This window comes from Nocardioides sp. AN3 (assembly GCF_054653495.1).
The window spans coordinates 47,225-73,528 of sequence record NZ_BAAIGC010000019.1 but is presented as its reverse complement, the minus strand read 5'-3'; the positions used below and the strand labels follow the sequence as shown (position 1 = coordinate 73,528).

Annotated in this window: 22 protein-coding genes; 18 read left to right on the top strand and 4 right to left on the bottom strand. The window is 71.0% G+C overall.

Annotation, left to right across the window (positions count from 1 at the left end):
• Position 1: 1 nt before the first annotated feature.
• Positions 2 to 2,713 (bottom strand): immune inhibitor A domain-containing protein, encoded by a 2,712-nt coding sequence (locus ACYQ1K_RS18995; protein ID WP_459984827.1) that lies wholly within the window; start codon positions 2,711 to 2,713, stop codon positions 2 to 4.
• Between the two features lie 377 nt (positions 2,714 to 3,090).
• Between ACYQ1K_RS18995 and ACYQ1K_RS18990 the strand changes: the two genes are divergently transcribed.
• The 4 genes from ACYQ1K_RS18990 (at position 3,091) to ACYQ1K_RS18975 (ending at position 8,132) form a co-directional block, all read left to right on the top strand.
• Entirely contained in the window at positions 3,091 to 4,239 is a 1,149-nt protein-coding gene (locus ACYQ1K_RS18990) for a resuscitation-promoting factor (protein ID WP_459984826.1), read from the top strand.
• A 226-nt stretch (positions 4,240 to 4,465) separates the two neighbouring features.
• Entirely contained in the window at positions 4,466 to 5,374 is a 909-nt protein-coding gene (gene rsmA, locus ACYQ1K_RS18985) for a 16S rRNA (adenine(1518)-N(6)/adenine(1519)-N(6))-dimethyltransferase RsmA (protein ID WP_459984825.1), read from the top strand.
• A complete protein-coding gene (locus ACYQ1K_RS18980; protein ID WP_459984824.1) occupies positions 5,371 to 6,282 on the top strand; it encodes a 4-(cytidine 5'-diphospho)-2-C-methyl-D-erythritol kinase in 912 nt (303 codons plus the stop codon). The genes rsmA and ACYQ1K_RS18980 overlap by 4 nt, the downstream gene beginning before the upstream one ends.
• A 26-nt stretch (positions 6,283 to 6,308) precedes the next feature.
• Positions 6,309 to 8,132, top strand: coding sequence for an ABC-F family ATP-binding cassette domain-containing protein (locus ACYQ1K_RS18975; protein WP_459984823.1), 1,824 nt, complete (start codon positions 6,309 to 6,311; stop codon positions 8,130 to 8,132).
• A gap of 115 nt (positions 8,133 to 8,247) precedes the next feature.
• On the opposite strand, the gene ACYQ1K_RS18970 is transcribed toward ACYQ1K_RS18975, so the two are convergent.
• The gene (locus tag ACYQ1K_RS18970) at positions 8,248 to 8,733 is read right to left on the bottom strand and encodes a MarR family winged helix-turn-helix transcriptional regulator (protein ID WP_459984822.1); all 486 of its coding nucleotides are present in this window, start codon (positions 8,731 to 8,733) and stop codon (positions 8,248 to 8,250) included.
• Positions 8,734 to 8,868: 135 nt separating this feature from the next.
• Here ACYQ1K_RS18970 and ACYQ1K_RS18965 point away from each other — a divergent pair, with 135 nt between their 5' ends.
• The 12 genes from ACYQ1K_RS18965 (at position 8,869) to miaB (ending at position 24,062) form a co-directional block, all read left to right on the top strand.
• Positions 8,869 to 9,687, top strand: a complete 819-nt coding sequence (locus ACYQ1K_RS18965) for a methyltransferase domain-containing protein (protein ID WP_459984821.1) — start codon at positions 8,869 to 8,871, stop codon at positions 9,685 to 9,687.
• A gap of 10 nt (positions 9,688 to 9,697) precedes the next feature.
• A complete protein-coding gene (locus ACYQ1K_RS18960) occupies positions 9,698 to 10,165 on the top strand; it encodes a hotdog fold domain-containing protein (protein ID WP_459984820.1) in 468 nt (155 codons plus the stop codon).
• A 178-nt stretch (positions 10,166 to 10,343) separates the two neighbouring features.
• Positions 10,344 to 11,375, top strand: coding sequence for a phosphate ABC transporter permease subunit PstC (pstC, locus tag ACYQ1K_RS18955; RefSeq protein WP_459984819.1), 1,032 nt, complete (start codon positions 10,344 to 10,346; stop codon positions 11,373 to 11,375).
• Positions 11,372 to 12,529 (top strand): phosphate ABC transporter permease PstA, encoded by a 1,158-nt coding sequence (gene pstA / locus ACYQ1K_RS18950; RefSeq protein WP_459984818.1) that lies wholly within the window; start codon positions 11,372 to 11,374, stop codon positions 12,527 to 12,529. The genes pstC and pstA overlap by 4 nt, the downstream gene beginning before the upstream one ends.
• Positions 12,526 to 14,184 (top strand): substrate-binding domain-containing protein, encoded by a 1,659-nt coding sequence (locus ACYQ1K_RS18945; RefSeq protein ID WP_459984817.1) that lies wholly within the window; start codon positions 12,526 to 12,528, stop codon positions 14,182 to 14,184. Before pstA ends, ACYQ1K_RS18945 begins: the two co-directional genes overlap by 4 nt.
• Positions 14,181 to 16,943: a hypothetical protein gene (locus ACYQ1K_RS18940; protein WP_459984816.1), complete on the top strand. Its 2,763-nt coding sequence runs from the start codon at positions 14,181 to 14,183 to the stop codon at positions 16,941 to 16,943. Before ACYQ1K_RS18945 ends, ACYQ1K_RS18940 begins: the two co-directional genes overlap by 4 nt.
• Positions 16,940 to 17,833 (top strand): class E sortase, encoded by an 894-nt coding sequence (locus tag ACYQ1K_RS18935; RefSeq protein WP_459984815.1) that lies wholly within the window; start codon positions 16,940 to 16,942, stop codon positions 17,831 to 17,833. The genes ACYQ1K_RS18940 and ACYQ1K_RS18935 overlap by 4 nt, the downstream gene beginning before the upstream one ends.
• A 109-nt stretch (positions 17,834 to 17,942) precedes the next feature.
• Positions 17,943 to 19,226 (top strand): substrate-binding domain-containing protein, encoded by a 1,284-nt coding sequence (locus tag ACYQ1K_RS18930; RefSeq protein ID WP_459984814.1) that lies wholly within the window; start codon positions 17,943 to 17,945, stop codon positions 19,224 to 19,226.
• 104 nt (positions 19,227 to 19,330) lie between these two features.
• Positions 19,331 to 19,930, top strand: a complete 600-nt coding sequence (locus ACYQ1K_RS18925; protein ID WP_459984813.1) for a hypothetical protein — start codon at positions 19,331 to 19,333, stop codon at positions 19,928 to 19,930.
• Positions 19,931 to 19,977: 47 nt separating this feature from the next.
• The gene (locus tag ACYQ1K_RS18920; protein ID WP_459984812.1) at positions 19,978 to 21,444 is read left to right on the top strand and encodes an Ig-like domain repeat protein; all 1,467 of its coding nucleotides are present in this window, start codon (positions 19,978 to 19,980) and stop codon (positions 21,442 to 21,444) included.
• A gap of 79 nt (positions 21,445 to 21,523) precedes the next feature.
• On the top strand, positions 21,524 to 22,459 hold the full coding sequence (locus ACYQ1K_RS18915) for a phosphate ABC transporter ATP-binding protein (RefSeq protein WP_459984811.1): 936 nt from the start codon (positions 21,524 to 21,526) through the stop codon (positions 22,457 to 22,459).
• Positions 22,460 to 22,562: 103 nt separating this feature from the next.
• Complete coding sequence (gene miaB / locus ACYQ1K_RS18910) at positions 22,563 to 24,062, top strand: tRNA (N6-isopentenyl adenosine(37)-C2)-methylthiotransferase MiaB (RefSeq protein ID WP_459984810.1); 1,500 nt, start codon at positions 22,563 to 22,565, stop codon at positions 24,060 to 24,062.
• 1 nt (position 24,063) lies between these two features.
• Here miaB and ACYQ1K_RS18905 read toward each other — a convergent pair whose 3' ends face one another.
• Positions 24,064 to 24,423 carry a hypothetical protein gene (locus ACYQ1K_RS18905; protein WP_459984809.1) on the bottom strand — a complete coding sequence of 120 codons (360 nt, stop codon included), beginning with the start codon at positions 24,421 to 24,423 and terminating at the stop codon, positions 24,064 to 24,066.
• 64 nt (positions 24,424 to 24,487) lie between these two features.
• Complete coding sequence (locus tag ACYQ1K_RS18900; RefSeq protein WP_459984808.1) at positions 24,488 to 24,691, bottom strand: antitoxin; 204 nt, start codon at positions 24,689 to 24,691, stop codon at positions 24,488 to 24,490.
• Positions 24,692 to 24,756: 65 nt separating this feature from the next.
• Between ACYQ1K_RS18900 and miaA the strand changes: the two genes are divergently transcribed.
• Complete coding sequence (miaA, locus tag ACYQ1K_RS18895; protein WP_459984807.1) at positions 24,757 to 25,713, top strand: tRNA (adenosine(37)-N6)-dimethylallyltransferase MiaA; 957 nt, start codon at positions 24,757 to 24,759, stop codon at positions 25,711 to 25,713.
• A gap of 40 nt (positions 25,714 to 25,753) precedes the next feature.
• Entirely contained in the window at positions 25,754 to 26,287 is a 534-nt protein-coding gene (locus ACYQ1K_RS18890; protein WP_459984806.1) for a dihydrofolate reductase family protein, read from the top strand.
• The last annotated feature ends 17 nt before the right edge of the window (positions 26,288 to 26,304 follow it).

Sequence of the window (26,304 nt, the reverse complement as noted above, 5' to 3'; positions counted from 1 at the left end):
GCTACTTCGCCTTGTTCCTCACCTTCACCGCGGCACTGACGACCCGGGTCGGCTCATAGCCGGTCTTCGCGCCGGTGACTGCCACGCTGACCTCGCGGCCGAGCTCGGACTTGGACAGCACGTAGCTCGAGGAGGTCGCTCCCGGGATGGGGCGACCATCGGCCAGCCACTGGTAGGTGGTGGTCACGTCGTCCTGGAACCACGTGGGGTCGCCGGCCGTCAGCCGCTGCCCCACGGCCGGCGTGCCGGAGACGGCGGCCGCCGAGGTCGCCGCCACGAACCGTGAGCCGACCTTGAGCTCCATCCGGCCGGTCCGTTCGTCGGAGGAGAGCACCTGGATCTCGGTGCCGACGCCGGCCACCTTCGTCGAGAAGAAGCCGGGCACCGGGCCGATCTGGCCGCCCCAGTCGTCCCAGTAGGCATCGCGGTCGCTGTCCTCGAAGACCGGGACGCCCGCGCGGGCGTCGACGTCGTAGTGCACGTCGCCGGCGGGTGTCTCCTTCGTGAGGTGGAGCCCGTCGGTCTGGTCGACGTCGAACGTCGCGTCGTAGGAGTTGAGCCGTCCGTCGCCGTAGTCCCACGGCGCTCCGTCGGAGTCCCACCAGATCTGGTACGCCGGGTTGGCGTCGACGACCAGCGCCTGGCCACCACCGGGGTGGCTGCTGGTGTTGTTGTCGGTGTAGAGGCCGTTGGCATACCAGACGAGCAGCCCGTCCTGGTAGGGATACTGGTCGACCCGGTTGGGCGCGCTGAGCGGATAGTCCCAGCTGTAGGGCCCTTGGGCGAGGGTCTTGTCATAGCCCAGGTACTGCCGGTTCTCGGCGAGGTAGTACTGGTCGAAGGTCGTCGTGTACGACGAGCCGTCCATCACCCGGAAGCCGCTGAGCGTCCACCCGGGAGCGCCGTCCTCGACGTCGGTGAGCAGCGTTCCCCCGAGCGCGATGCTGTCCACCGAGAACCCGAGCTGGTGGGTCGACTGGTCGTTGACCATCGCGAACCGGAGGGTGACCGTCTGGCCGGCGTGCGCCGAGAGGTCGGCGGTGAGGTCGGTCCACGCGTTGTCGCAGGAGCCGCCGTCATCGCGTGTCCCGGAACAGCCGGTGATGCCGAAGCCCTGGTTGGCATGGTGCGGGTCGGTGGTGGTCGACCGGCTGGTGTCGACGTGGTCCCACGTCGCTCCGCCGTCGGTGGAGACCTCGAGGTAGGCGTAGTCGAAGTCGTCCTCGGTCGCGTAGCTGACCCGTGCCGAGAGCGTCGGGTCACCCGCCGGGACGGTGATGGTCGGGCTCGTCGCGGTCGCCGTGCGTGCGTCGCCGGTGCCGGAGTAGAGGTAGTGCGTGCCCTGGTCCGGCGTGACGACGTCCACCGTCTCGCTTCCACGCGGCAGGCGCACGGCGACGGCCTGGGCGCCGAGCCTGGTGGCGTGGTACGACGGCCCGAGCGTGACCGGCTTCGGCTTGTCGGTGCCGTCGGCGACGGCCAGGTCACCGGGGCCGTACCAGCCGAGGAAGAGCTTGTCGGGCGCGCCCATCTGGTCGGGCGTCGTGCCCACGGTCCCGTCGCCGTGGCCCAGCCACTCGCCCGAGGCCATGAGCGTCCAGTAGCCGGTGCTCGTGTCGGTGTTGGACGCGGTGTCGTAGGAGTCGGGCAGCCCGAGGTCGTGCCCGAACTCGTGGGCGAAGACGCCCATGCCGCCGTCCTCCGGCTCGGTGATGTAGTCGCGGATCCAGAAGCCGGTGTCCCCGATCTCGATGCCGCCGCTCTTGTTGCCCGCCGGGCCGTCGACGCCCGTCGTCGGGTTCACGGCGGCGCGGTGGGACTGGATCGTCCAGGTCGCGCCGCCGCCCTCCTCGCCCTGGCCGGCGTGGATGGCTTGGAAGTGGTCGATGTAGCCGTCGGGCTCGTTGTAGTTCCCGTCGTGGTCGTAGTCGTCGCGGTCCCAGACGTCGAAGCGGGCCAGGTAGGACCTGATCGTCGCGTCGCTCGCGCCCTTCGCCCGCTGTGCGGCGTACCAGGCGTTCGCGCCGTCCTGCAGGAAGCTCTGCATCGTCGCGCCGCTCTCGTCGCCGATCGGTGGCGTGCTCGGGTCACCGTCGTCGTCGACGCTCTCCTGGTAGTACGACTCCGGGTGCGGGACCGTCACCCAGCCCGAGACGTCCCCCTCGAGGTCGAAGCGGCCGCTCGACATCTGGTCGTACAGGTCGTGCACCGACTCGCCGCTCTGGTCCGGCAGGCCGCGGTAGAGCATGTCGAGGTAGTGGCGCCGCGAGAAGTCGCTCATCCAGTAGCTCGAGTTGTCGCTCGCGGCGGGCTTCGGGATCTGGTTGTGGACGGGACCTGCGGTGTTCTGCGGGAAGTCCGGGTTGCCGGCGCCGTCGCCGAAGTCGAGGAGGAAGGTGAGCTGCTGGGCCGTCTGGTCGACCGGGTAGTCGACCAGCTTGCCGTTCTTCAGCCTGATCCTGCGGTCGCGCCCTTCCCCGACGGTGGTGGCCTTCCCGGCGACCAGGGCATCGACCGCGCGCTGGCGAAGGTCGGACCGCTTCGTCTGGAGAGGGTCGGGACGGTTGTCGGGGCGCAGGTGGCCTGCCTTCGGTTCCTGTTGGTGGGCCCGGAGCCGGTGGCCTCTGGCCGCGTCGGCGTTGCCCGGCAGGGCAGCTGTCGCCAGCCCGAGGGCTGCGGCGACCCCGAGGACCGCTGCGATGCGTCGATTCACGTGGACGTCCCTTTCGCAGAGCACGACGGGCCGCCGCTCCGCGACGTGGAGCAACGACCCGAGTGAGAGATGTGGCTGGTGTGCAACCCGAGCCCATCAGAGAATTGGCCGCGCGTGAAGCGAACTGCCGAATTCCAGTCGTGGAATCTTCCGCGGGACCGACGTCCTGGTTGCCCCTGACCGGCGGCCTGGGACCGTCGGCGGGCGAGTCCCGGGACCGTCCCGATTTGCCATCGGCGCCGGAATTTGTTCGTGTGGACGCCTGACAGCCGGGATCGGCCCTCAGTCCAGCACTGAGACCACCGCGGCGGCGGGGCCCTCGGGGGCCGGCGTCGGCGCAGTGCCCGAGGCCCGGGCAGCACGACGTCTGGAGCCCTGTGTCCTTCCAGCCCGCCCAGAGCCGCATGCTCAAGCTCGCCCTCGCCCGCGGCAGCCGCCCCTTGCTCATCGGCCTGAGCGCCCTGGCCCTCCTGGCCGTCGTCGGTGTGACCGCCGGGTATTCGGCCCTCGCCAAGGACGTGACACTCAGCCTGGACGGCAAGACGCGTGAGGTCTCCGCTCGAGGCGCCACCGTCGCCGACGTTCTCCGCGAGGAGCACATCCGCGTCGGCGCGCACGACCGCGTCGCGCCCGGTCTCGACGAGAAGATCGAGGACGGCAGCCGGATCAGCGTCCGCTACGGCCGCCCTCTCACCGTCGACGTCGACGGTCAGAAGCAGACCTACTGGGTCACGGCCACCGCGCTGGAGCCGGCTCTGTCCGAGATCGGCCGCAACTTCGCCAAGGCGGCGCTCTCGGTCAGCCGTAGCGCGACCATCGGTCGCGCCGGCCTCGCCCTCGAGGTCACCACCCCCAAGACGGTGACGCTGAAGCTCGGTGCCCACAATGCCGTCGAGCGCACCCTGACGGCCCGCACCGTCGCCGACGCACTGCAGCAGGTCGGTGCTCGCCCGGACGGCGACGACCGCCTCCGGCCGGCCGCGACCACGCCGCTGCACGACGGCACCACGATCCGCTGGACGCGCGTCCGGGTCGAGACGAAGCACGTCACAGGCGTCGCGATCCCGTTCGACACCGTCGAGAAGCCGGACAGCTCCGCGACCAAGGGCGCTCGCGACGTCACCCGCAAGGGCGCCGTCGGTGCTCGGGACGTCACCTACCGCCTCGTCTTCGAGAACGGCCACCTGGTCCGCAAGAGCGTCGTCTCCTCGTCGGTGACCCGGCGCCCCGTCACCGAGCTGGTCTCGGTGGGCACGAAGGCAGCCCCCGCTGCGCCTGCCGTCGCCAGTGGCTCCGTCTGGGACCGCCTCGCCGGATGTGAGTCAGGCGGCAACTGGCACGCCAACACGGGCAACGGCTACTACGGCGGACTCCAGTTCAACATCGGCACCTGGCAGGCCAACGGCGGCTCCGGGCGCCCCGACCAGGCCAGCCGCGAGCAGCAGATCGCGGTCGCCACCCGGGTCCGCGACAACGCGGGCGGGTACGGCGCCTGGCCGGCGTGCTCCGCGAAGCTGGGGCTCTGACATTTGCGCCTCCGCTCCGCTTCGGCGCGTGCCGCGGCGCCCGCCATGGTCGTGCCTTCCTCCGCTCCGCTCGCTCGTTCCTCGCTCGCTGCGCTGCGTCCAGGCACGACCGGCGCCGCGGCGTTGATGCTCGCTGCTCCCCGCGCCGCGGCGTTGACGGGGCTCCCCGCGCTGCGGTCGGAGGGGGCCGAGCGCGGGGGATCGGCCCCTCACTAGGCTGACGGCCATGCCTGCCACCGCTCCGCGTCTGCTCGGGCCGGCGGAGGTGCGAGGCCTGGCCGCGGAGCTGGACCTGCGGCCGACGAAGCAGCGCGGGCAGAACTTCGTCATCGATCCCAACACGGTGCGCCGGATCGTGCGCGAATCGGGGGTCGGCGCCGACGACGTGGTGGTGGAGGTCGGGCCGGGGCTGGGCTCGCTGACGCTGGCGCTGCTCGAGGTCGTCGGGCGGGTCACCGCGATCGAGGTCGACCCGGTGCTGGCGGAGCGGCTGCCGCGGACGATCGCGGAGTTCGCCCCGGAGCAGTCGGCGTCCTTCGAGGTGGTCCTCGCCGATGCGCTCCGCGTCGCCGAGGTGCCCGGGCCGCCGCCGACTGCACTGGTCGCCAACCTGCCCTACAACGTCTCGGTCCCCGTCCTGCTCCATCTCCTGACGCTCCTGCCGTCGCTGCGTCACGGACTGGTGATGGTGCAGTCCGAGGTCGCCGACCGGCTGGCAGCCAAGCCCGGGTCGAAGGTCTACGGGGTGCCGAGCGTGAAGGCCGCCTGGTTCGCCGACGTACGCCGTGCCGGCGCCATCGGACGCAACGTCTTCTGGCCCGCCCCGAATGTGGACAGCGGTCTCGTCTACTGGACCCATCGGGAGCCGCCGACGAGCACCGTGCCACGGGAGCGTGTGTTCGCGGTCATCGACGCCGCCTTCGCCCATCGGCGTAAAGCTCTGCGCGGAGCACTCAAGGGCCTCGCCGGTGCCGGCGTCGAGGGCGCCCTGGAGCGAGCCGGTGTGGACCCCCTGGCACGGGGGGAGTCGCTCGCGATCGAGGACTTCGTGCGGATCGCCGAGGAGCTGGCCGTCGAGGGACCGGGCATCGAGGGACCGGGCATCGAGCGACCGGGCAACGAGGGACCGGGGTGAGCGTCACCGTCCGCGCCTCCGCGAAGATCAACCTGCACCTCGGCGTCGGCCAGGTGCGCGAGGACGGGTTCCACCCTCTGGAGACCGTCTACCAGGCCATCGGGCTCTATGACGACGTCACGGTCACCGACGCCGAGGAGTGGTCGGTCCACACCGTCGCGGACGCTGGGATCGACCTGACCACGGTGCCTGACGACGAGGGCAACATCGCCGTCCGGGCGGGTCGCGCCCTCGCCTCCCACCATGGGATCGACCGGTGCGCGCACATCGAGATCCACAAGGGCATCCCGGTCGCCGGAGGCATGGCGGGCGGCTCAGCTGACGCCGCTGCGGCCCTCGTCGCGCTCGACCGGCTGTGGGACGCGAAGACCCCTGACGACGACCTGCTCGCGATCGCCGCGGAGCTCGGCTCCGACGTCCCGTTCGCGCTCATCGGGGGCACGGCGATCGGCTCGGGTCGGGGAGAGCTCGTCACGCCGCTTGCGGACCGCACCGAGCTGTGGTGGATCGTCGTACCCCACCCCATCGGGCTCGCCACCCCCGGCGTCTACCGCCACTTCGACGTCCTCGTCGAGCGCGGCGCCATCACGCCCACGGAGCCTGAGGTGCCGCAGGACCTGCTCGACACTCTGGCCGCCGGCGAGTCACAGGCGGTCGGACCTGAGCTCTCCAACGACCTGGCGGCGGCGGCGTACGACCTGCGCCCCGACCTCGTCGAGCTCCGCGCCCGGCTCGAGGCCCTCGACCCCGACGCCGTTCTGCTATCGGGATCGGGGCCGACGCAGCTGATGCTCTACGACGACGTCCACCGCGCCCGGAAGGCGGCCGCCGAGCTCACCGACGCCGGCATCGCCCACTGGCTGGCGCCGGCCCCCGTCGCCGGGTGCCACGTCGTGTCGCTGCTCTGAGGCCGGCCTGAGAGACTGGCCCGGTCATGGCCAACCTCCTCAACCTCGAGCATGTCTCCAAGTCCTACGGCATCCGCCCGCTGCTCGCCGACGTCTCGCTCGGCATCAACGCGGGCGACCGGATCGGCATCGTCGGCCGCAACGGCGACGGCAAGACCACGTTGCTCGAGGTGATGACCGGCCTCGAGCAGCCGGACACGGGTCGCGTCTCACGCCAGCGAGGACTGCTGCTCGGCTACCTCCATCAGGGCGACCAGCTCGTCGACTCCCACACCGTGCGCGAGGCCGTGCTCGGCGGCCGAAGCGACCACGAGTGGGCCGCCGACTCCCGCACGCGCGAGATCGTCGAGGTGCTGCTCGCCGGGGTCGCGCTCGACCGGCCGGTGCTGGGGCTCTCCGGAGGCGAGCGGCGTCGGTGCGCCCTCGCCGAGCTGCTGCTCGGCGACCACGACCTCATCGTGCTCGACGAGCCGACCAACCACCTCGACGTGGAGGCCGTCGCCTGGCTCGCGGCCCATCTCGCGGCTCGGCCGTCAGCTCTCGTAGTCGTCACGCACGACCGCTGGTTCCTCGACGCGGTCTGTCAGTGGACGTGGGAGGTCCATGACGGTGTGGTCGACACCTATGAGGGCGGGTACGCCGCCTTCGTGCTCGCCAAGGCCGAGCGCTCCCGCCAGGCGGCTGCCTCGGAGGTACGCCGCCAGAACCTCATGCGCAAGGAGCTCGCCTGGCTGCGTCGCGGTGCCCCGGCCCGCACGTCGAAGCCGAAGTTCCGCATTGACGCCGCCAACGCGCTCATCGAGGACGAGCCGGCTCCGCGTGACCGGCTGGAGCTCTCGCGGATGGCCACCCAGCGGCTCGGCAAGGACGTCATCGACATCGAGGACGTCGACCTCTTCCGCGGCGAGCGGCAGCTGCTCTCGAACGCGACGTGGCGACTCGGTCCCGGCGACCGGGTCGGCATCGTCGGGGTCAACGGTGCGGGCAAGACCTCGATCCTCTCGCTGCTCGACGGCACCCTCGCGCCGTCGGCCGGCCGGGTGCGGCACGGCCGCACGATCGCGCTCGCCCACCTGACCCAGCAGCTCGACGAGATCGACCCGGCCGCACGGGTGCTCGACACGGTCGAGTCGATCCGGCGCGTGAGCCGCACCCTTGACGGCCGTGAGCTCTCGGCGACCTCCCTGCTGGAGCGGTTCGGCTTCACGGGGGACCGTCTCACCGCGCGGCTCGGCGATCTTTCCGGCGGGGAGCGGCGGCGCTTCCAGCTGCTCCGGCTGCTGCTGACCGAGCCGAACGTGCTGATGCTCGACGAGCCCACCAACGACCTCGACATCGACACGCTCAACGTGCTCGAGGACTTCCTCGACGGCTGGCCCGGGACGCTCATCGTGGTCTCCCACGACCGCTACTTCCTCGAGCGGGTCACCGACTCCGTCTGGGCCCTCCTCGGCGACGGCCAGATCTCGATGCTGCCGCGCGGCGTCGACGAGTACCTCGAGCGGCGCCTCCCGGTGAGCGGTGAGTCATCTGGCGAGCGGACGCAGATGACCGCCCCCGAGGTGGCTCAACAGGCTCAGATGTCCGATGGGGGCGGTCATCTGCGTCCGCTCGCCGGGAAGGCCAAGTCCGGCTCAGCGGAGGAGCGCAACGCCCGCAAGACGGTCGCGCGGATTGACAAGCAGCTCGCCCGGATCGCCGAGCAGGAGGCCGAGCTCAATGAGGCCCTCGAGGCACACGTCTCCGACTACGAGAAGCTCGCCGAGCTCGGTCAGCAGCTCGACGTGCTCCTCGCCGAGAAGGCCGACCTCGAGCTCGAGTGGCTCGAGGCCGCCGAGCTGCTGGACTAGCCGTGGTGACGGTTCATCGAGGTATGCAGCCGAGTGCGCACTGCCCGTGCGGAACTCCGCGCGGGAAGTGACCATTCGTCTGCATACCTCGATGAACCGTCACCACGGCCGGCGCTCAAGCGAACGGCGCGAGGAGCTTGCGCAACAGATCCGCCAGGTCGGACTGCTGACGTGAGGTGAGGTCGACGAGGAACGCCCGCTCGGCGTCGAGCAGCGCGGTGAAGGCTCCGTCGACCGCGTCCTTGCCTTCGGGGGTGAGCCGGACGAGGACGCCGCGCCGGTCTTCGGGGTCGGGGTAGCGCTCGACGAAGCCGCGCGTCGCCAGCCGGTCGACACGGTTGGTCATCGTCCCGCTCGTCACGAGGGTCTCGCGCAGGAGGCGGCCGGGGGAGAGCTCGTACGGCGCCCCCGCACGTCGCAGCGCGGCCAGCACGTCGAACTCCCAGGACTCGATGCCTTGCGCGGTGAACGCCTCGCGACGGGCCAGGTCGAGGTGTCGCGAGAGGCGGGAGAGTCGCGAGAAGACCGCGACCGGGGCAAGGTCGAGGTCGGGGCGCTCCCGCGCCCATGCCTCGGCCAGGTCGTCGACCTCGTCCCTCATGCGGAGAGCCTATCGGATCGAGATTCTTGACATCGAGACATGGTCGGAGCAGAGTGGAAGTATCTCGACATCAAGATATCTGTCGGCGCTGGCTGTGTATCAGGGCCGAGCGCCGCAGCATGAGACGGAGTGACGATGACCCAGCCGTGGGATCCGGACCGCTACCTGACCTACGCCGACGAGCGGGCCCGCCCGTTCGTCGAGCTGCTCGCCCGCATCCCGGTGTCGAGTCCGGCGAGCGTCGTCGACCTCGGTTGCGGGCCAGGCAACCTGACCCGCCTCCTCGGTGACCGCTGGCCCGAGGCGAGCGTCACCGGTGTCGACAGCAGTCCGGCCATGATCGACCGAGCCCGCGCAGGCAGCGCCGGCAATGGCGACGGTCCCCGCAGTGCGGAGAGGGGCCCTCGCATCGACTGGCAGCTTGCCGATGTCGCCGACTGGCGGGGCAGCGCCGACGTGATCGTCTCCAACGCCACCCTGCAGTGGGTGCCGGGCCATCTCGCGCTGCTGCCCCGTCTCGCAGCCTCGGCGCGGGAGGTGTTCGCGTTCCAGGTGCCCGGCAACTTCGCCGAGCCGAGCCACGTGCTGCGCGAGGAGCTGGCGGCCGAGCAGCCGTATCGGGAGCACACCCGGCACCTGGCGCGGCCCTCGAGCCATGACCCGGCGACCTATCTGGAGGCGCTCCGAAGCGAGGGGTTCGACGTCGACGCCTGGGAGACGACGTACCTCCACGTGCTCCCCGGCAAGGACGCCGTCTTCGACTGGATCAGCGGCACCAGCGTCCTGCCGACACGTGCCGCGTTGCCGGAGGCGCTCTTCCTGGAGTTCGCCGACGAGCTGCGGCGGCGGCTGCGCGGCGCCTATCCGGCGAAGGATGGCCAGGTGATCATGCCGTTCCGTCGGATCTTCGTCGTCGGGCACCGGGCGGTCTCGCGCAGGGTTACCGAACAGTAATATGACGCCCATGAGCTCGATCGCGTCCCTGTGGCAGTCGACCAACCGGATCCCATTGGTCGGCGCGAGGATCTTCTCGGTCGCCTTCAGCCAGAAGGCGCCGTACTTCGCCTCCATCCGACCTCTGGTCACCGAGCTCCGGCCCAACTACGCCGAGGTGCGAATCCGCAGCAGGCGCCGCGTGCACAACCACCTCGGCACCGTGCACGCCATCGCGCTGTGCAACGGTCTGGAGATGGCGATGGGCGCCCTCGCGGAGGTGACGATCCCGTTCGACAAGCGCTGGATCCCCAAGGGGATGGACGTTGCCTACACGGCCAAGGCGACGAGTGACATCCGTTGCATCGCGGAGACCGACCAGGACCAGTGGGACGCCGCTGACGGCGACCTCGCGGTCCGGGTCCGGGGCATCCGCGACGACGGCACCATCGTGATCGAGGGCATCATCCGGCTCTGGGTCACGCCGAAGAAGCGCTGAGCGAAGGCAGACGTCTCCGCATCTGGACAATTCCCGACCGTGTCCAGTTTATCTACTATTCTCATGCACATTGAGGGCAAGGGTGCTGCCCCCGGGCTGTGCCCTTCGGGGCGTCTCCCTGTCCTCGACCACCGCCTTCTCGGGCCCTGGCGGTGCGCCGAACGCATGAAGGACACGCATGGCCGAGACGCTCACCGTCCTCCCTGTGAGGGAGGAGCACGACGAGGACGTGCCGCGCACGCTCGCGGTCCGCTACTCCTGGCATGACCGGTTCTTCCTGCACGGCGTGCGTGGCGTCGGTCTGCTCACGCTCGTGCTGGTCGGGTCGATCGGCGTCTTCCTCGCCATCCAGGCCAAGCCCACCCTGAGCCACTACGGGCTGGGCTTCTTCACCGAGCAGCGCTGGCTGCCGAGCCAGGACATCGTCGGCATCGCCGCGGTCTTCGTCGGCACGATCGAGGTCGCGGCGATCGCGCTCATCATCGCGTTCCCGCTCTCGCTCCTCAGCGCGCTCTTCATCTCAGACTGGGCGCCGCCGACGATGCGGCCCACGCTCGTGCGGGTCGTCGACCTGATGGCGGCCGTGCCGGGCATCGTCTTCGGCCTCTGGGTGCTGCTCTTCATCCAGCCGCACGCCACGCACGTGGCCCACTGGCTGAGCAAGCACCTCGGCGTCATCCCGTTCTTCTACGTCCACACCGACGTCGACTACCCCATCTGGAACCAGGCGCCGGGATACGCCGCCTACCAGGGCTCGGCCTTCATCGCCGCGATCGCGGTCTCGATGATGATCTTCCCGATGGCCACCTCGGTGATGAGGGAGGTCTTCGCCGAGGCGCCGGCCGGCGAGAAGGAGGCCGCGATCGCCCTCGGCGCCACCCGCTGGGCGATGGTCCGCTCCGTCGTCCTGCCGTTCGGCCGCAGCGGCATCGTCGGAGGCACGATGCTCGCGCTCGGCCGGGCCCTGGGGGAGACGATCAGCGTCGTCCTCATCATCAGCCAGGCCTTCCAGATCAAGCCCAACGTGCTCGAGTCCGGCACGGCGACGATCAGCAGCATGATCGCCATCGGCTACAAGGAGGCCACCCCGGCGCAGCTCTCCGCGCTGCTCACGTGCGGGTTCGTGCTGTTCCTGATGACGCTCGCCGTCAACACCGTCGCCGCGCGGATCGTCGCACGCAGCCGCAGTGGAGCGGGGACCGAGCTGTGACCGCCACCGTGGACGCTCCGCCTGTCGCCCCGCCCACCCCGGCGCCCACTCGCAGGACCACCTCCGCCGCGACGCCCGCCACGGCGCACGCCACGACGCCGCCGAGCGCGGTCGTCGAGACGCCTCGCCCCACGGCCGGCAGCACCCGCGAGGACCGGTTGGCCCTGGTCGGAGCCGCGATCGCGAGCCTGGCCACGACCTGGCTCTTCTACGGCGAGATCCTCCCGTTCAGCGGAGCCCTCGGCTTCGTCGTGAGCTGGTACGTCGTCTTCATCGTCTTCTACGCCGGCCTGACCGCGCTCACCCGACCGTGGGCGGTCGTCGTCGACCGGATCGTGACCTGCTTCGTCGTCGCCGCGCCGGTGCTGGTGGTCTCGGCACTGCTCTGCACCGTCGTCGTCACCGTCGCTCGCGGCCTGCCGGCGCTGGTCCACCCCAACTTCTTCACCCAGGACATGGCCGGCGTGCGCCCGAGCGACTCCTTCGACCACGGCGGGATCCTGCACGCGATCGCAGGCACGCTCATCGAGGTCGGGATCGGCGTCGCCATCGCACTGCCCCTGGGACTGGTCACCGCCGTCTACATGTCGGAGGTCGGGGGCCGGGGCTCGCGGGTGGTGCGGACTGTGATCGAGGCGATGACCGCGCTGCCGTCCATCGTCGCGGGGCTGTTCGTCTACACCACGCTCATCGTCGGGCTGCACTTCCCGAGCAGCGGCTTCGCGGCGGCGCTGGCCCTCGCGGTGATGGGCCTGCCGATCATGGCGCGCGCCTCCGACGTCGTGCTGAGGGTCGTTCCGGGCGGCCTGCGCGAGGCGTCGTACGCCTTGGGCGCCGGCCGCTGGCAGACGGTGTGGCGGGTCGTGCTTCCCACCGCGCGACCAGGGTTGGCGACGGCGCTCATCCTCGGGATCGCCCGGATGGTCGGCGAGACCAGCCCGCTCATCCTCACCAGCGGCGCGAGCACGTTCTTCAACGCCGACCCGCTCCACAACCCGATGAACAGCCTGCCGCTGTTCGTCTACAACGCCGTCTCCTCCGGCGAGCCAGCGTTCGAGCAGCGGGGGTACGCCGCCGCCACGGCGCTCCTCGTGCTCGTCCTCGTCCTGTTCCTGCTGGCCCGCTGGGCAGCCCGTCCCCGGAAGTCCCGATGAAGATGAAGAAGCTGCTCCTCGCGGCCTGGGCGCTCACCGCATCGCTCGTCCTCGCCCTCGGCGGCGCGACGGCGGCCAACGCCGCCACCCACGCGCTCATCCAGGGCTCCGGCTCGAGCTGGGCCGCGAACGCGGTCAACCAGTGGGTGGCCGACGTGGCGAGCCAGGGCATGCAGGTCGTCTTCACCTCCAACGGTGCCGCGCAAGGACGCAAGGACTACGCCAACCGGCTCGTCCACTTCGCGGTCTCCGACATCGGCTACCGCGGGCAGGACCCGACGACGGGGGAGAGCGACGACCCCAAGGGCCGGTCGTTCGCCTATCTGCCGATCGCGGCCGGCGGCACGTCGTTCCCCTACCACATCGAGGTCGGCGGCCAGCTCGTGCGCAACCTGCGGCTCTCCGGCGAGACGATCGCGAAGATCTTCACCAGCAAGATCACCAACTGGAACGACCCGCAGATCACGAAGGACAACGGCGGGCACGCGCTGCCGTCGATCCCGATCATCCCGGTCGTCCACTCCGAGGGCGCGGGCGTGACCAACCAGTTCACCCGCTACCTGTCCCAGCAGTACCCGGGCATCTGGGGGCCGTGCAACGGAGGGAAGACGGCCGAGACCGAGTACTTCCCGCTGAACTGCGGGAAGGCCACCGGCAACCAGAAGGCGCTGGCCGGCTCCGACGGCGTGATGAACTTCCTCAAGTCCAAGGGCGCCAACGGCTCCATCGGGATCGAGGAGTACAGCTACCCGCTGCTCGCGAACTACCCCGCGGCCAAGGTGCTCAACAAGGCCGGCTACTTCACGCTGCCCACGCAGTACAACGTCGCCGTCGCGCTGACCAAGGCGGTCATCAACAAGAACCCGAGCGACCCCAACTACCTCACGCAGAACCTCGACCAGGTCTACGTCAACTCTGACAAGCGCGCCTACCCGCTGTCCTCCTACGTCTACGCGATCATCCCGACGTCGGCCTCCGACACGAAGCTGACCCAGACCGCTCAGCGTCAGACGTTGGCCGACTTCCTCTACTACTCGATCTGCCAGGGCCAGTCAGAGATCGGGCCGATCGGCTACTCGAGCCTCCCGGTCAACCTCGTGCAGGCAGGCTTCGAGCAGATCAACAAGCTCAAGACCGCCGACCCTGCCGTCGACCTCACCAAGCGCGACATCAGCACGTGCCACAACCCGACCTTCATCGCGGGCCACCCCGACCAGAACTACCTCGCCAAGATCGCCCCGAACCCGCCCGCCTGCGACAAGCTCGGCGCCGCGCCGTGCGCCGCCGGCGTCGGGGCCTACAACGGGGACAAGCCCAGCGACAGCAAGAACGCGCAGCCGGCGGGCGGCGGCGGCACGACGACGTCCTCACCCGCCGCGGCGCCCACGGGTACGTCGGCCGGCGGCTCCACCGCCGCCGGCGGTGCGGTTCCCGGTGCGGGCGCGGCCGTGGCCGGCGCTGCTGCCGGCGGTGCGGTGCCCGCTGCCGCGGGGGGCGACCAGGCCCTGGCCGCCGCGACCGTCTCGCCGACCACGATCGCGGCGGACGCACACTCCGGCCCGTCGCCCGCGCTGACCTTCCTCGTGATCGGGCTCCTGGTCGTCGTGGTGGCCACGCCTCCGACGCTGTCGCGCACGCTGCGGAGGAATCGATGAGACGCGTCGTCGGGTCGCTCGTCGCGGGTCTGCTCGCGGGCTCCGGTGCCTTCATGACCCTGCTGCCCGCCGCACCGGTGGCCAGCTCGGCGACGCTGGCGACGTTCACGTCCAACCCGACGCGTGTCTTCTACGACGCCGCGGGGACCGCGACCACCCTCGACCAGCGTCACGTCACCCTGACCGTCTCCGCGACGACGAGCCTGCGCGGTCGCCAGCAGCTCGACGTGAGCTGGACCGGAGCCCATCCGACAGGCGGCGTGGCCGCGGACCCGAACGCGGGCGACGCGGCGCGCCAGGAGTATCCCTTCGTGCTGATGGAGTGCCGGGGGACCGGTGCCGCCGTCACGCCGGAGACGTGCTGGACCGCGACCGCGCCGGAGCGCTACCAGCGCTCCAGCCCTTCGTCGTTCGCCTGGCCCGCGTGGCGGGCGGACGCCTACGCGACCGCCGCCGACCGCGGCCAGTTCGTCGGGGTCCCCTCGAAGCTTCCGTCGGGCTGCTCCGCGGTGGCGATCGGCGCCGAGCGCTGGGTCCCGTTCCGCGCAGCGGGTGGGAAGACGTACGCCGGCGGCGACGGTGGCTGCGGCGGCATGGCGCCCGAGTCGCAGGCGGTCAGCGACGTCGGCCTGCCGAGCAACACGACCTACGGGGTCACGGGGCCCGACGGCAAGGGCAGCGCCCGGTTCAGTGTCTGGACCGAGGAGGAGAACTCCTCGCTCGGTTGCTCCGCCACGTCCCCCTGCTCGCTCGTCGCCATCCCGGTCGAGGGCCTCAGCTGCGACGCTTGGGGCACTCAGCTGCCTGCTGACGCCGCGAAGGCGACCGGCTCGTCCGCGACCCGCTCCGACGTCGCCTGCCGGGGCACCGACGTCTACCCGCAGAGCAACGGCAACAACCTTCAGGTGCCCGGCGCCTACAACCTCTCCACCTCGGGGCTGCTGTGGTGGTCGGAGTCGAACTGGCGCAACCGGATCGTCGTGCCGCTGCACTTCGCGGTCTCGTCGAGCATCTGCGGTGTCGTGAGCAAGGGGGAGCCGCTCTCGCTCTTCGGGTCGATCCTGTTCAACGAGATCGCCGCGCAGTGGACGCCGAAGTTCTGCACCACCTCCGGCCTGGACCCCATCGTGCAGGTGCAGGCCGCGGACTCCGCGGCGCGCAACCTGGTGATGGCAGGGACCGCCACGGTCGGGCTCTCGACGTTCCCGCAATCGGGCGGCTACGCCCGGCCGGTCGTCCAGGCCCCTGTCGCCATGAGCGGCTTCGCGATCGCGTTCACGATCGACGACGACCAGGGTCATCGGCTCACCGACCTCCGCCTCGACGCCCGGCTGGTGGCGAAGCTGCTGAGTGAGTCCTACCCGGGCAACGTGAAGGTCACGCGCGCCTATCCTGCGCTGGCCGGCCACCCGCTCAACATCACCGAGGACCCGGAGTTCCGCGCGCTCAACCCCGACGTGCCGGACGTCGGGGTGGTCGAGGCCGCCTCCACCCTGATCGCGCTCAACACCGACTCGGACATGATGGAGGCGCTGACCAGCTGGATCGACGCCGACCCCGAGGCGCGCGACTTCCTCAACGGCGTGCCCGACCCGTGGGGGATGCAGGTCAACCCGAACTACCGCCACGTCGAGCTCCCGGTCAGCTCCTGGCCGTTGCTCGACGACTTCCAGCTCGCGAGCGACAGTCCCTGCTACGACACCAGCCCGGCGCCGTACCTCGGGCTGATCGCCTCGCCCGTCGGGCAGCTCTCCAGCCTGCTTCAGGACGTGCAGTATGCGATCCCGAGCGCCACGATCGTCTGCTCGGCTGATGCGGACCCGACCCTGCCCAATACGCTCAAGCTGCGTCAGCAGAGCCGCCAGATCCCCGGACACCGCTTCGTGCTCGGTCTGGTCCCGCTGACGGCGGTCAGTCGATACGGCCTGGACGCCGCCAGCCTGCAGACGACGAGCTCGGTGCCCCTCGGCGAGCAGTTCGACGACGCCTCGGGACGCCGGTTCGTCGCCCCCGACCGTGACGGTCTCGCCGCCGGCGCTGCCCTGCTCCGGGCCGACACCGACCACGGGCTGTGGACCCTGCCGTACGACGCCCTCCACACGGCCGGCGGCGCCCGGGCCTACCCCGGCACCATGCCGGTCTACGCCACCGTCCCGACCACGGGCCTGAGCAAGGACACCGCCCGCCGGGCCGCGCAGCTGCTCACCTATGCGGCCGGGCCCGGCCAGACGTCCGGGATCGCGGTCGGCGAGCTGCCGGCAGGCACCCTGCCGATCACGAAGAGCACGGGTCTCGGTGCGTTCGCGGCGTACACCTCCTGCGCCGCCAAGGCCGTGGCCGCCCAACGCGGGGACGTCCCCGTCGTCGGCGCCACGGGCTGCGAGCTCTCGGCCGAGCCCCGTCCCTCCTCCACGCCCGGCGCGCCCGGCGTGACCGGCGCGCCGCCGGTCACGGGGCCGGGTGCCGTGCCGGCGGGCCTCACCGCTCCGGCCGCCGTCGTGCCCAGGGCCTCCTCGCCGGCGGGCTCTGCCCCGGCGGCAGCAGGCTCGACGCCGGTCGCCTCGGACCAGGTCCGCACCGTCGCGGCATCGACCGGCTTCGGCCGCCTCGGGCTTCCGATCGCCGGCTTCCTCGCGGTCCTGCTCGGCGTCCTGGGCGCCGGTCTCCGCTGGGGTGACGCGATCGCCGCCGGAGCGGGCCGGGCCGCGTCGGCCGGCGCCGCTCGGTGGCGTCAGGCCGGGAAGCGGGTCCGACGATGACGGCCCTTGCCCCGACCACCGTTCGGCAGGAGTCCGTCGACAACGGGCAGCTCCCGCACCGACAGCACCAAGGACGTCTGGTGCTCTCGGAGGTCTCGATCGTCGTCGCGCTCCTCGTGGCGTGGGCCTTCGCGTACCTCTTGGTGCTCAGCAGCTTCGAGCACGGTCACGCACAGGCGTCGCTCTATGGCGAGCTCCGCTCCGACCTGGCGCTGGGGGAGGCGCCGACCGGAGCGCCCATCACGCAGGGCGCCCCGCTGGCCGTCATGGACATCCCGCGGACCGGCCTCGCCCACGAGGTTGTCATCGAGGGCACCACCTCGCCCCTGCTTCGGCACGGGCCCGGGCACGTGTCCGGCACGGTGCTTCCGGGCCAAGCCGGCGTGAGCGTCCTGATGGGCCGCTCCCTCTCGTTCGGCGCGCCCTTCGGCCGCGTCGCGAGCCTGAGACCCGGTGACCAGGTCGTCGTGCGCACCGTGCAGGGCCGCTTCGACTACCGGGTGCGCGACCTGCGTCACGACGGTGACCCCGTGCCGTCGCTGGCGGCCGGCGGCAGTCGGCTGGTGCTCGCCACCGCGGCCGGTGGCGGGCCACTGTCCCGCTCCGGCGTCGTCTACGTCGACGCCGATCTGGCGGGGAAGCCTGTGGCGGCGGGGCCTGTCGGCGCCGCCGACCCGGCCGGCGCTGCGCTCGCTCGTGACACCACCGGCCCGACGTTCGCCTTCCTCGCCCTCGGGCTGCAGTTGCTCCTCGTCGCCGTCGGCTGGGTCGTCTGGGCGCGCGCCCGGTGGTCACCCTACGCGGCCTGGGCCACCGGCGTGCCGCTTCTCGTTGCGGCGCTCTGGGTGGCCTCGTCGGCGGCCAGCCGACTCCTCCCGAACCTGATCTGAGAGATCGAGGGGTGTCCACATCATGACTACTTTTTAAAGTTGATAAATCTTCTCTAGTTAACCGCTAAGGTTCACTTAATACCTGCTGATGCTAAGAAAGAGGCACCACATGTTCCAGCGACGCACGCGCGTCGGCGCGGCCGTGCTCGGGTCACTCGCCATCGCCGGTCTCGCGCTTTCGCAGACCGGGCCCGTCCACGCGGATCCCGCCCCGCAGCACGACGACGTCGTCGGTGTCGGATCGGACATCATCCAGAGCTCGGTCAACTTCCTGGCCGACGGCTACGGCGCCCTGCCCGGCTACAACACGGCGGGCAACAAGAACCGCGTCTTCAACTTCGACGCGACTGCCGACGCCAACGGGCGCAACGCCTTCACCGACCCGGCGCTGGGTGCCTCGGCCGCGCTCAACCCGACCGTCACCCTGCGCGCAGGCACCTCGCCGGTGCGACGGCCCAACGGCGGCGGCAAGGGCATCAGCGCCTTCATCCAGGACGGCGACGCCTCCAACGGCAACCGGATCAGCTTCGTCCGCACCCCGAACGCGCTGACGGCGAAGAACCAGACCGCCGCCACGAACAACGGTGTCGGCGACACGCACACGATCCAGTTCGCGGAGGACTACCAGTACATCGCCACGGCGCAGACGACGAACGCCCCGGCGCAGCTGTCCGACACGGACCTCAAGAACATCTACAACGGCACCTGGACGACGTGGGCGCAGGTCCAGGCCGGCGACCCGGCGCTGTCGAGCTGGACGCCACCAGCCCCCAGTGCCACGATCGTGCCGCTCATCCCGCAGACCGGCGCGGGCGTGCAGAAGGTCTTCCTCACCCAGATCGGCCTGTGGGACTCCGCGGCCAACGGCCCGTCCAGCACCATCCCGTTCGGCACCGGCGCCGGCCAGGTCCGCCAGGTCCAGCAGAACGATCCCTCGACCATCACGACGCTCAACGCGACGGACAAGCCGAACGCGATCGTGCCGTTCCCCAAGGGCCGCTTCGAACTGCTCGGCAAGGGTTACTTCTACCCCAGCGCCGACTACAACTCGCAGGCCCTCGGCACGCCGCTCGACACCACCGGCATCGTGCTGCAGACCGCAGCGTCGGCGTTCAAGGCGACGATTCCCTACTACATCGTCTTCCGTGAGTCCGACCTGAAGTCGACCAAGCCGTGGCAGCCGGGCAGCAAGCTCAACTGGGTCCAGACGCTCTTCCTCGACAACGTCTTCGACGGCAGTGGCACCCAGACCGGCGGCTGGGACCCGGACCCGCAGGCGACCAACACCCTGCCGCCGCCGTTCGTGGCGAGCCCGAACGGTGTCGCGATCCTCACCACGCTCGGGCTCACGCCGAAGTACGTCGACCTCGGCAAGAACTACACCGTCGGCTGACCCGCCCCGAGACGCCGGCCGCCCGGGCGGTGCACCCCCGCCCGGGCTGCCGGTCCTATCCGACACCGACACCGACACCGACACCGATGATCGCAGGAACGACGATGAACGTGACCACACCAGAGCTCACCCCGGCCCCGTCGCCGGGCCGGCGGCGGCCCCCGCTGCTGGTCGGGGCTGCCGTCGTCGCGGTGCTCGTGCTTGTCGCTGTCGCGGTCGGCGTCGTCGCGTGGACGCATCGCGGCCCGGACAGGGCGCCCTACACCGACGCGTCCGCCACGGGCAGGCTCACGCTCTGTGACGCGAATCGACACGCCGTCACGTCCGGCTCGGTGAAGGGCGGTCCCTTGGCGGCGGCGGTGGTCGGCGCGTCGCCGGTCGGCCGGACCGAGGGCACGACGGCGACGCTGTTCGCCTACCAGCCGCGGCAGGGTGCCGAGACCACCGAGTGGACAGGTCTGGCGCTGACCGCACCCGGTGCCGTCTCCGCGACGACGCCCACCCTGGCGCTGCCGGCAGGCTCGATCACGCTGGCCCAGTTCCTGGGCGGCTACCCCGCCTCCTGGGACGGCTGGGTGCAGCTGCGTCTGCTGGTGAGCACCCCCGACGACGGCACCTCGGCGACGTACGACGCCGTCGACCTGAAGGTCGAAGGCGACCGCTGGCAGGCCGCCGAGCCCGGCGCCGCGAGCTGTCCTTCCTGAGTCCTGCACCGGGCCGAGAAGCACCCACACTTTCGAGAGGAACATCCGTGAAGAAGCACACGATCGGCGCGATCGTCGCAGGGGCGGCGCTTGCCGTCGGGAGCGTGACCACCGGTGTCGCGGTCCACGCGGCGTCGGACGCGCCGTGGCAGGCCACCACCATCAAGAGTCCGAATGCGGTCGGCACCATCACGCTCGTCGACGCGGACAACCAGCCCGTCACGAGCGGGTCGATCGACCAGCCCTTGGCGGCGTACGCAGTCGGCTCGGGCCCGCTCACGGCGGGCGACACCGCGGCGCACACCAGCGCGACCCTCGGGATCTACACGCCCACGTCGGTCGTCTCCGAGCGCGTCTACCCGTCGCAGCCGGATGCCGTGACCACGGGACCTGACTCGTGGACGGGTCTCGCCGTCAGCGCCCCCACGACGCAGGACCAGGTGCCGGCGAAGATCACCGGCGGTCCCGCCGCCGATCTCACCGGCAGCCTGACGCTGCGGCAGTACATCGGCGGCTACGAGAACAAGCAGTCCGATGCCGCCTATGCGGGCGTCTACGAGCTCCGCCTGAGCACCGGTGCGGCCGGTCACGGTGTCTCGCCGACCTACGCCGTCCTCGACCTGAAGGTCATCGGCGACACCTGGCACCTCTACGGCGAGGGCGGCACCGCTGCGACCACGACGACGCTGGCCGTCTCGCCGGCCGTCGGCAAGGTCGGAGCGTCCACGACGCTCACGGCGACGGTCTCGCCCGCGGCCGCGGGCACGGTGAAGTTCCTGGTCGACGGCACGGAGGTCGGCAGCGTGGCGGTGAACACCGTCACCGGCAAGGCCACGACGACCTGGACGCCGAGCGCGACCGGCAGCGTCCAGCTCGCGGCGAACTTCACGCCGACCGACACGACGGCGTACGCCGCCTCCGAGAGCAGCGCCTCGACGTACACCGTCGCGGCGAACCCGACCGTCAGCCCGACCTGGCCCGCGTTCCGTTACGGCACGTCCTCGACCGTCCGTGTGGCGGTGTCCTCGACGCCGGCTGCGAGCGGCACCGTCGGCATCGTGTACGCCGGCCGTGTGATCGCCTCGGCGCCCGTCTCAGGCGGCGTCGCCAACGTGAAGGTGCCCGCGACGGCGCTGCCGGCCGGCGCTCGATCGCTCCTGGCCCGGTTCACCAGCTCCGCGCCGTCGTCGGTCGCGTCGAAGGACTCGGCTGCGAAGACGGTCAGCGTCGCCAAGGCCGTCGCCAAGATCGCCAACACGACCGCTCCGACGAAGGTCAGGTCGACCAAGAAGGCGACCTTCGTCTTCACCGTCACCGCTGCGGGCGGCACCGTGACCGGGACGGCGAAGGTCTACGACGGCAGCAAGGTCGTCGCCACGGTCGCGCTCCGTGGCGGCAAGGCGACCGTCGCGCTCAAGCTGAAGAAGGGCAAGCACAGCATCAGGGCCGCGTTCCTCGGCAACGCCAACGTCGCTCCCGCCACGGGCTCCGTGGTGAAGGTGACCTCGAAGTAGGCAGCACCCGTCCCGCTGGATCGGAGCCGACGCCAACGGCGTCGTCGGCTCCGGTCGGCGCTCGTGCAGGAGACGTGAGATGACGATCACCCAGACGCCGCCCGTTGCGGCGCCCGATGGCGACGGCGCGGCGCGCGCAGCCGGTGCAGCCGGTGCAGCCGGTGCCGACTCCGCGGAGGCCTCCGCTGCGGCGACCGGTCCTGCGGCCGGTTCGACCCAGGCGGCACGTCAGGCGGTGGAGCCGTATGCGCTGGAGGCCGAGGCGATCTCCGCGTGGTTCGGTCGCCGCAAGGTGCTGGACCGGATCTCGCTCACGATGCCGGCGGGCGAGGTCACCGCTCTGATCGGGCCGTCGGGCTGCGGCAAGTCGACGTTCCTGCGCATCCTCAACCGCATGCACGAGCTCGTGCCGGGCGCTGCGCTCGCCGGAGAGGTCCGCCTCGACGGCGCCGACATCTACGACCCGGAGCGCCAGCTCACCGACGCCCGCAAGGCGATCGGCATGGTCTTCCAGAAGCCGAACCCGTTCCCCGCGATGTCGATCCGCGACAACGTGCTGGCCGGGCTGTCGCTGACCGGCACCCGCGCCGGCAAGGCGGAGAAGGAGCGGCTCGTCGAGGAGTCCCTGCGCCGCGCCGGCCTGTGGAACGAGGTCAAGGACCGTCTCGCGCAGCCGGGCTCCGCCCTCTCCGGCGGCCAGCAGCAGCGGCTCTGCATCGCTCGCTCCCTCGCAGTCTCGCCCCGGGTGCTGCTCATGGACGAGCCGTGCTCCGCCCTCGACCCGACGTCGACCCGCGTCGTCGAGGAGACGATCCTCGAGATCGCTTCCTCGGTCACCGTCGTCATCGTCACCCACAACATGCAGCAGGCGCGCCGGGTCTCTTCGCAGTGCGCGTTCTTCCTGGCCGAGCACGGCGCGCCCGGCGTCATCGTGGAGCACGGCGAGACCGAGGCGATGTTCACCTCGCCCCTCGACCCCCGGACCGCCGACTACGTCAACGGCCGTTTCGGCTGAGTCCTTGTGAGTGTGAGAGTGACCCATGAGTCACTCTCACACTCACAAGGGCGCTCGGAGATTCCGGCGGCGCCCCGGCCTCGCCGTAGGCTTGTGAACTGCTATGACGCGCACGTATGAGGTCCGCACCTACGGGTGCCAGATGAACGTCCACGACTCCGAGCGGCTCTCCGGGCTGCTCGAGGACGCGGGCTACACGGCGTTCGACCGGGGGCGTGCGCCCGAGGGCGAGCACGCCGACGTCGTCGTCTTCAACACCTGCGCGGTGCGCGAGAACGCCGACAACAAGCTCTACGGCAACCTCGGCCACCTCGCTCCGGTGAAGGCGAGGCGCCCCGGCATGCAGATCGCGGTCGGCGGCTGCCTCGCCCAGAAGGACCGCTCGACCATCACCCAGAGGGCCCCCTGGGTCGACGTCGTCTTCGGGACCCACAACATCGGCTCCCTGCCGGTGCTCCTCGAGCGCGCCCGTGTCGCCGAGGAGGCGCAGGTCGAGATCCTCGAGTCCCTCGACGTCTTCCCGTCGACGCTGCCGACCAAGCGTGAGTCGGCGTACGCCGCCTGGGTGTCGGTCTCGGTCGGCTGCAACAACACCTGCACGTTCTGCATCGTCCCGTCGCTGCGCGGCAAGGAGAAGGACCGCCGGCCCGGCGAGATCCTCGCCGAGATCGAGGCGCTGGTCGCCGAGGGGGTCTCCGAGATCACACTGCTGGGCCAGAACGTCAACGCCTACGGCGTCGAGTTCGGCGACCGGCAGGCATTCTCGAAGCTGCTGCGCGCCTGCGGCGAGATCGAGGGGCTGGAGCGTGTCCGGTTCACCAGCCCTCACCCGGCCGAGTTCACCGACGACGTCATCGAGGCGATGGCGCAGACGCCCAACGTGATGCCGAGCCTGCACATGCCGCTGCAGTCGGGGTCCTCGAAGGTGCTGAAGGACATGCGTCGCTCCTACCGGCAGTCGAAGTTCCTCGGGATCATCGAGCGCGTCCGTGCCGCCATCCCCGACGCCGCGATCACCACCGACATCATCGTCGGCTTCCCAGGTGAGACCGAGGAGGACTTCGCCGAGACGCTGAAGGTGGTGCGCGAGGCGCGCTTCTCGGGCGCCTTCACCTTCCAGTACTCCAAGCGGCCCGGCACGCCCGCGGCCGAGCTCCCGGACCAGGTCGACCCGGCGGTGGTCGCCGACCGCTACCAGCGGCTCGCCGCGCTGCAGAACCAGATCTCCTGGGAGGAGAACCAGAAGCTCGAGGGGCGCGTCCTCGAGGTGATGGTCGCGGAGGGCGAGGGCAAGCGCGACGGGGCCACCGGCCGGCTCTCCGGGCGTGCCCCGGACAACCGGCTGGTGCACTTCAATGCGGAGCTCTCATCGACGACCGACGCGGTCGCGATCCGCCCCGGCGACGTGGTCAGGGTCGCGATCACCCGCGGGGCGCCGCACTACCTCGAGGCGGACGGAGCAGTGCTGTCCGTGCGGCGTACCCGCTCCGGTGACGCCTGGGAGGCCCGTCAGGCGATGCCGCCGGCGTCCACCGGCGTCGCGCTCGGCATGCCGAGCGTCGGGGTGCCTGCACCGCTGCCCGACGCGCCGGTCTGCGGTTAGCTCACGCCTGGTCCCGGTCCGTCGACCGAGGGTCGAGTGACGGATAGCCCGCCCGCGGCTCGAGGCCCTCAGGGTTCGTCTCCCGCTGGCCCGGGCGCTGCTCCGGCGGCATGCCGCGGGAGCCCCGGTCCTCCTCGACGGAGGTGTCCTTCACGCCACTGGCCGCGCGCTGACCGGGCCCGGTGTGGCCGATCCGCTCACTGCTGACGCCCATCCCGCCCGCGTCGTCGCTGTGGGTCGGCGCGTAGGCGGCGCGGATGTCACGCACGACGCCGGAAGGCTCATGGCCGGGGGCGTCGGGCCCCCCTGGCTCGAGCTCGGCGGGCTCGGCGGCGGGCTGTGGTTGTGGACCGAGGTCCATCTCGTCTTCCTCCCTGGTCGGGTCCCTTGAAGATGATCCGGTAACCAGAGTGCCCGCCGGCGTATCAGCGGATGTCGTCGTCCTTGCCGTCGAGCCCGTCGAGGGCGTCCTTCGCCTTGTCGGCGCCGAGGTCGATCTTGTCGCCGTACTTCCCACCGGTCTTCTCGTCGGCCAGGTCGGCCGCCTTGTCCAGGCCCTCGCCGATCTTCTCGCCCTGGCTGTCGACGGCCTTCTCGAGGGCGTCCTTGGCCTTGTCGAGGAAGCTCATGTCCTACCTCCGTCACATCGGTGGCTCTGGCGAGCAGAGCCGAGCGGGTTTGAAACACTAACCCCATGACGGTGCCCGCGGCAGCACGTGACGCGACGACCGCGACCATTCGCCCGACCGTCGCCGTCGTCGGCGCCACGGCGGCGGGGAAGACCGGGCTCAGCCTCGACCTGGCCGAGCGCCTGGGCGGCGAGATCGTCAACTCCGACGCGATGCAGCTCTACCGGGGCATGGACATCGGGACCGCGAAGCTCCCGGAGGCGGAGCGACGCGGCATCCCGCATCATCTGCTCGACATCCTCGACGTGACCGAGCCGGCGACGGTGGCCGAGTACCAGGGACTCGCGCGGGCGACGATCAGCGATCTGCGCGAGCGCGGCCGCACGCCCGTGCTGGTGGGCGGGAGCGCGCTGTACACCCGAGCCGTCCTGGACCAGTTCGACTTCCCAGGGACCGACCCGGCCGTGCGCGCGCGACTCGAGCGCGAGCTGGAGGAGGGGGGCGTTCGGCCCCTGTTCGAGCGCCTCCAGGAGGTGGACCCCGTCTCGGCCGGCCGGATCGAGCCCGACAACGGCCGGCGCATCGTGCGCGCCCTGGAGGTCGTCGAGATCACGGGCGCCCCGTTCAGCGCGCGGCTGCCCGTCCAGGCCTACGTCGACCCCCACTCGATCCAGATCGGCGTCGACATCGACCGGGAGACGCTGGACGCCCGCATCCTGCAGCGGGTCGAGGAGATGTTCGACGCGGGCTTCGTCGAGGAGGTCGAGCGGCTGCTCGACGAGGGTCTCGCCCAGTCGCGCACGGCCGCCACCGCGATCGGCTACCGGGAGGTGGCTCAGCACCTGGCGGGCGTGCTCTCCCTCCCGGAGGCGAAGCTGCGCACGGCGGTGAAGACCCGCCAGTTCGCCCGGCGGCAGGACGCCTGGTTCCGCAAGGACGCCCGCGTGGTGTGGGTGGGCTACGACGACGCCGACCGCGTCGAGAGGGCGGTCGAGGCGGTGGAGGCCGTCGCGCAGGTCTGAGAGGTCCGGCCTGTCGGTGGTCGGGTGCAGGCTGGGCTGCATGGTCACGGCGTACTTCACGGCGAGCAGCCTCGACGGCTACATCGCCGACCAGGACAACGACCTCGGCTGGCTGTTCAAGCAGCCGATCGATCCGGACGGCCCGATGCACTACGGCCCCTTCGTCGACGGTGTCGGCGCGCTCGTGATGGGCGCGACGACGTACCTGTGGATCAAGGAGCACCACGTCGACGCCGGCGAGGAGTGGGGCTACTGCCAGCCGGCCTGGGTGATGACGCACCGCGACCTGCCGGTGATTCCCGGGGCCGACGTGCGGTTCGCGCGGGGAGACGTCGCGGCCGTGCACGCCGAGATGGTGGCGGCGGCCGGTGACAGGGACGTGTGGCTGGTCGGCGGGGGCGACCTCGTCGGCCAGTTCGCCGACGCCGGCCTGCTCGAGGAGGTCTGGGTGCAGTTCGCGCCGGTGACGCTCGGAGGCGGTGCCCCGCTGCTGCCGCGCCGACTCGACCTGCAGCTGCTGGACGTGGCTCGAAATGAGGCGTTCCTCTGCGGACGCTATCGCGTCGTGTCGTGAGCGATCACCCGTACCAT

Excerpts from the sequence above, each read along its gene's own strand:
- rsmA (WP_459984825.1), top strand. The coding sequence starts at position 4,466 with ATGCCTGCCACCGCTCCGCGTCTGCTCGGGCCGGCGGAGGTGCGAGGC.
- ACYQ1K_RS18975 (WP_459984823.1), top strand. The coding sequence starts at position 6,309 with ATGGCCAACCTCCTCAACCTCGAGCATGTCTCCAAGTCCTACGGCATC.
- ACYQ1K_RS18970 (WP_459984822.1), bottom strand. The coding sequence starts at position 8,733 with ATGAGGGACGAGGTCGACGACCTGGCCGAGGCATGGGCGCGGGAGCGC.
- ACYQ1K_RS18965 (WP_459984821.1), top strand. The coding sequence starts at position 8,869 with ATGACCCAGCCGTGGGATCCGGACCGCTACCTGACCTACGCCGACGAG.
- ACYQ1K_RS18960 (WP_459984820.1), top strand. The coding sequence starts at position 9,698 with ATGAGCTCGATCGCGTCCCTGTGGCAGTCGACCAACCGGATCCCATTG.
- pstC (WP_459984819.1), top strand. The coding sequence starts at position 10,344 with ATGGCCGAGACGCTCACCGTCCTCCCTGTGAGGGAGGAGCACGACGAG.
- ACYQ1K_RS18945 (WP_459984817.1), top strand. The coding sequence starts at position 12,526 with ATGAAGATGAAGAAGCTGCTCCTCGCGGCCTGGGCGCTCACCGCATCG.
- ACYQ1K_RS18940 (WP_459984816.1), top strand. The coding sequence starts at position 14,181 with ATGAGACGCGTCGTCGGGTCGCTCGTCGCGGGTCTGCTCGCGGGCTCC.
- ACYQ1K_RS18935 (WP_459984815.1), top strand. The coding sequence starts at position 16,940 with ATGACGGCCCTTGCCCCGACCACCGTTCGGCAGGAGTCCGTCGACAAC.
- ACYQ1K_RS18930 (WP_459984814.1), top strand. The coding sequence starts at position 17,943 with ATGTTCCAGCGACGCACGCGCGTCGGCGCGGCCGTGCTCGGGTCACTC.
- ACYQ1K_RS18925 (WP_459984813.1), top strand. The coding sequence starts at position 19,331 with ATGAACGTGACCACACCAGAGCTCACCCCGGCCCCGTCGCCGGGCCGG.
- ACYQ1K_RS18915 (WP_459984811.1), top strand. The coding sequence starts at position 21,524 with ATGACGATCACCCAGACGCCGCCCGTTGCGGCGCCCGATGGCGACGGC.
- miaB (WP_459984810.1), top strand. The coding sequence starts at position 22,563 with ATGACGCGCACGTATGAGGTCCGCACCTACGGGTGCCAGATGAACGTC.
- ACYQ1K_RS18905 (WP_459984809.1), bottom strand. The coding sequence starts at position 24,423 with ATGGACCTCGGTCCACAACCACAGCCCGCCGCCGAGCCCGCCGAGCTC.
- ACYQ1K_RS18900 (WP_459984808.1), bottom strand. The coding sequence starts at position 24,691 with ATGAGCTTCCTCGACAAGGCCAAGGACGCCCTCGAGAAGGCCGTCGAC.
- miaA (WP_459984807.1), top strand. The coding sequence starts at position 24,757 with ATGACGGTGCCCGCGGCAGCACGTGACGCGACGACCGCGACCATTCGC.
- ACYQ1K_RS18890 (WP_459984806.1), top strand. The coding sequence starts at position 25,754 with ATGGTCACGGCGTACTTCACGGCGAGCAGCCTCGACGGCTACATCGCC.